The sequence below is a fragment of the Campylobacter concisus genome (assembly GCF_902460415.1).
Classification (GTDB): domain Bacteria; phylum Campylobacterota; class Campylobacteria; order Campylobacterales; family Campylobacteraceae; genus Campylobacter_A; species Campylobacter_A concisus_Y.
Genome location: NZ_CABPTY010000011.1, coordinates 1 through 3668, shown reverse-complemented (window position 1 = coordinate 3668; position 3668 = coordinate 1). Strand labels below are relative to the sequence as shown.

The following is a 3668-nucleotide window of genomic DNA, read 5'->3' as shown; positions in this document are numbered from 1 at the left end:
ACCTAAGACAAGACGTTATTTTTCCAAGCATAGAAACCGATAGTAAAAACAAAGTCTTGAGAATTAGAGTATCACAAGGCTTTAAAGACCGTTATATTTCAAGCCCTCTTAAAGGCTGGACTAGATACGAGCTAGCGGAGTTTGTAAATCTTAGCGGCACATACACAAAAACAATCTACCGCTATTTAAAACAATATCGCCAAACTGGACGCTGGTGCATTAGATACGATGATTTTAAAGAGCTTTTAGGTATTCCTGAAAGCTATCAATCTTGCGATATTGATAAAAGAATTTTAAAGCCTACAATCAAAGAACTATCGGCGGAGCGCAACCTTTTTGATATGCGCCGCACACCTTTTCAAAAACTATCAGTCCGAAAATTTAAAAAAGGACGAGAGATTGAAACGCTAGAATTTACTTTTATGCCGCAGCCTGTTTCAGAGCTTGAAAAAGACGAGAAAGAGAACGAAAGAAATCTAGCAACTATTGCAAGAGATATCCAAAGAGAAGAGAGGCTGCGATCTTTGAAACAAAACAAAATCGACGAGCTAAAACCCTACCTTTTCCAAAGCGTCAGAGTTAAAAATCCACACACTCAAGAATATGACACCCTAAAAATTATTGAGCTAAATTATTACCAGGATAAAATCAAAGCCAAGCTAAAAAATTCTGATGATGACTACATAACCGAAATGACTTTCGAGAGCATAAAACACCTACAAAATTTCTTAGGTTTTTAGTCATTGTATGTTAAAAAAATCATTGAAAGTATGAAGCAATGAAAGAAACCGTTAAGCTAATACTAGAGCAAATAAAAATGCTCGAACACACTTACGACTTTGCAGTTGGGGAAACTGGTTTGCGTATGGATAGCGACAAAGAGGAGATACTAAAAGCCTTAAGAGCTTTTACAAAAAAGGTCGAGCAAACTCAGTCGCTGGAAGAATTTGAAAGAGAAATGGAAAAAGAATGCTGAAAAATTTTAGCAATATTGCTGGCTAAAAATTTTCAGAGTTTCAACAAAAAATATCAACGTTTGCATTGCATTACGCACGACTTTATTACGAGCTTGCGAGTAATAAAGGATAGTGCGCACTATCCTTTATTAAAACAAGTTTTAATAAATCGTGCGGTAAAATCTCTCACAAGCTTGAGATTTTACAAAGGCTAACTAATGGCAAAATCATCTATCAATTTTCAAAAATCCAAGGGGCATTCTTACGACCATAATTTTAGAAAAGATGAACCAAATTATTTACTAAAACCAGCCGACCGACTAGAAAATTTTTACTGGCAAAATGAGAAATCAGCTAGAGAAATTTTTGACGAGGAGTTAAAATCATACGGAACAAAAAAAGGCAAAAGACCAACTTTTGAAAATTCACACTGGGAAGCCGTTTTAAATCTCAATAAAAATCACACGCTCGAGGACGTGCAAAAATTAGCAGAGTATATCGAGCAAAAATTTAATATCACTTGCGCCACTATTGCCGTGCATAGAGATGAGGGGCATTATAAAAACGACAAGCCACAGCACAACTTTCACGCTCATATAACTTTTGTAACGGTTAAGGACGGACAGCAAAACTGGAGAAAAGAGAAAATCAAGCCAGCCGACCTAAGAGAGCTACAAACAGCAGTTGCCGAAATGTTGCAAATGGAGCGAGGACAAGAAAACTCAGAGGCTGAACGCCTAAGTCATAAGCAATACAAAAAGGCAGCGCAGCAAAAAGAGCAGCTGGAGAGAGAAATTTTAAGCCTCAAAGAGCGTAACGCCCTACTAGAGCAAGAGCGTAAAGAGAGTAAGGGTAAGGGATTTTTAAAAGGCTTTTTTGATAGCTTATCGAGCATAAAAAAGAGCGACCAGGAATTTAGCAAAGATGAACTACTAGCAGAAATTGAGAGGCTTAAGGCGCTTGACAAACAAAGGCGAGATGAAATAGAAAGGCTACGCCTAGAACAGCAAGAACTCGCCGAAGAAGTGGCAAAAAATAGCCTCTATACAAAAAAGCTCGAGCAAGACCTCGAGGAAAAAAATAAAACTATCAAAGCTCAAGAAATCCAAATTATCAATCTCAAGCAAGAGAATAGCGAGCTAAAGAATTTCATATCAAAAGCAATGGCTTACGTCAGCAATCACGCAAAAGATGTCTTTAGTTTTATCAAGAATATCTTTTCTAGTGAGCTTACAGCCCCTCTATTGAACGAAAAAGAAAAAGACGAGGAATTTATCGAACAAATAGAGAAAACTCAACAGCGGTCAAATTTGACCCCTTTACAGCCTGAAAATAAAGAGAGAGTTTTTAAAGCTAGACGTCAATAAAGACTACCGCACTTCGTTTGCTGGTGCTAAGTTTGCCACTGCGTGTTTGCCTTAGCACTTTTAAAATGTGATTTGATATAATTTTGGTAGAGGTTAAAGCCAAAGGGTCGCAACCTCTGGCTTTAAATTTCACCTCTGAAAGGAGGCGGTTTTAAATGCCTTTTAACATCTTGATTGTAATTATAGCACTTTGTTTGCTAGTTACAAAGGCTTCTTAAGCCTAGCCCCCTAGTGGGGCTTCAAGAGTTAAAGCCCTTTGGTTTCTTTGCTTCAAAAATTTGGGGTATGGGGTGCAAACCCCATAAGTGCCCCCCTCGAGCACCTGCTCGCCTAATTGCTAAAGCCTTGCGGAGCGTAGCGACTATGCAAGGCGTAAAGCTCGCGGACGAAAATTGCGCTAGCAATTTGAGCGCTGCTGAAGCGTCCGAATTCATAGTCAGATTTTTTCAAAAAAGTAGTCGATTTTTTTTCGCGCGCGCCTTTTAACATCTTTTTAAAAACCTTTTCTTATCTTTTAGGTATTCGCTAGAGCCGATGGCGTCGAGCTTGGCAAGGGGTATTCAAGGACAGATTTTCCGCTATTCAAGGACAGATTTTCCTCTTATTCAAGGACAGATTTTCCGCTATTCAAGGACAGATTTTCCTCTGATAAGGGTAGAGATTTCTCACTTATTCAAGGATAGATTTTCCTCTGATAAGGGTAACAGATTTTACGCAGTGTCCTTGAATAAAGGACATATTATTGACATACGTCCTTTTATGGTGCTATAATGCCCCAAAATAAAAAGGCTACAAATGAACGAAGTTATAAAGTATTCAAATGAACTGCACGAGCTAAAATTTAATTCGCTAAATGAGGCGCAGCAAAACGTATTCTTTACCCTTTTGCAGCAGTTTAGAAAGGCTAGTGGCGATACGCTAGAGCTTGATTTTAACAAGGTTTTTGAGCTAGCGCAGATAGCTAATAGCAGCAGCTACCGCAAAGAAATTTTAGACAAGATAGGCAAGCTTCAAGAGTTTAAATTTCGATATGAAATTAACGAGCTAGGCGACCTAAGACAAGACGTTATTTTTCCAAGCATAGAAACCGATAGTAAAAACAAAGTCTTGAGAATTAGAGTATCACAAGGCTTTAAAGACCGTTATATTTCAAGCCCTCTTAAAGGCTGGACTAGATACGAGCTAGCGGAGTTTGTAAATCTTAGCGGCACATACACAAAAACAATCTACCGCTATTTAAAACAATATCGCCAAACTGGACGCTGGTGCATTAGATACGATGATTTTAAAGAGCTTTTAGGTATTCCTGAAAGCTATCAATCTTGCGATATTGATAAAAGAATTT

General features: G+C 38.1%; 4 protein-coding genes. All 4 read left to right on the top strand.

What is annotated here, in order from left to right:
- On the top strand, window positions 1-740 hold a 740-nt coding region (locus FZ940_RS09345; RefSeq protein ID WP_148822341.1), incomplete at its 5' end, for a replication initiation protein.
- A 38-nt stretch (window positions 741-778) separates the two neighbouring features.
- The gene (locus FZ940_RS09340; protein WP_148822340.1) at window positions 779-976 is read left to right on the top strand and encodes a hypothetical protein; all 198 of its coding nucleotides are present in this window, start codon (window positions 779-781) and stop codon (window positions 974-976) included.
- Between the two features lie 198 nt (window positions 977-1174).
- Window positions 1175-2323, top strand: coding sequence for a plasmid recombination protein (locus FZ940_RS09335; protein WP_148822339.1), 1149 nt, complete (start codon window positions 1175-1177; stop codon window positions 2321-2323).
- Window positions 2324-3118: 795 nt separating this feature from the next.
- Window positions 3119-3668 (top strand): replication initiation protein (locus tag FZ940_RS09330; protein WP_148822338.1); only part of this gene is annotated, 550 nt, incomplete at its 3' end.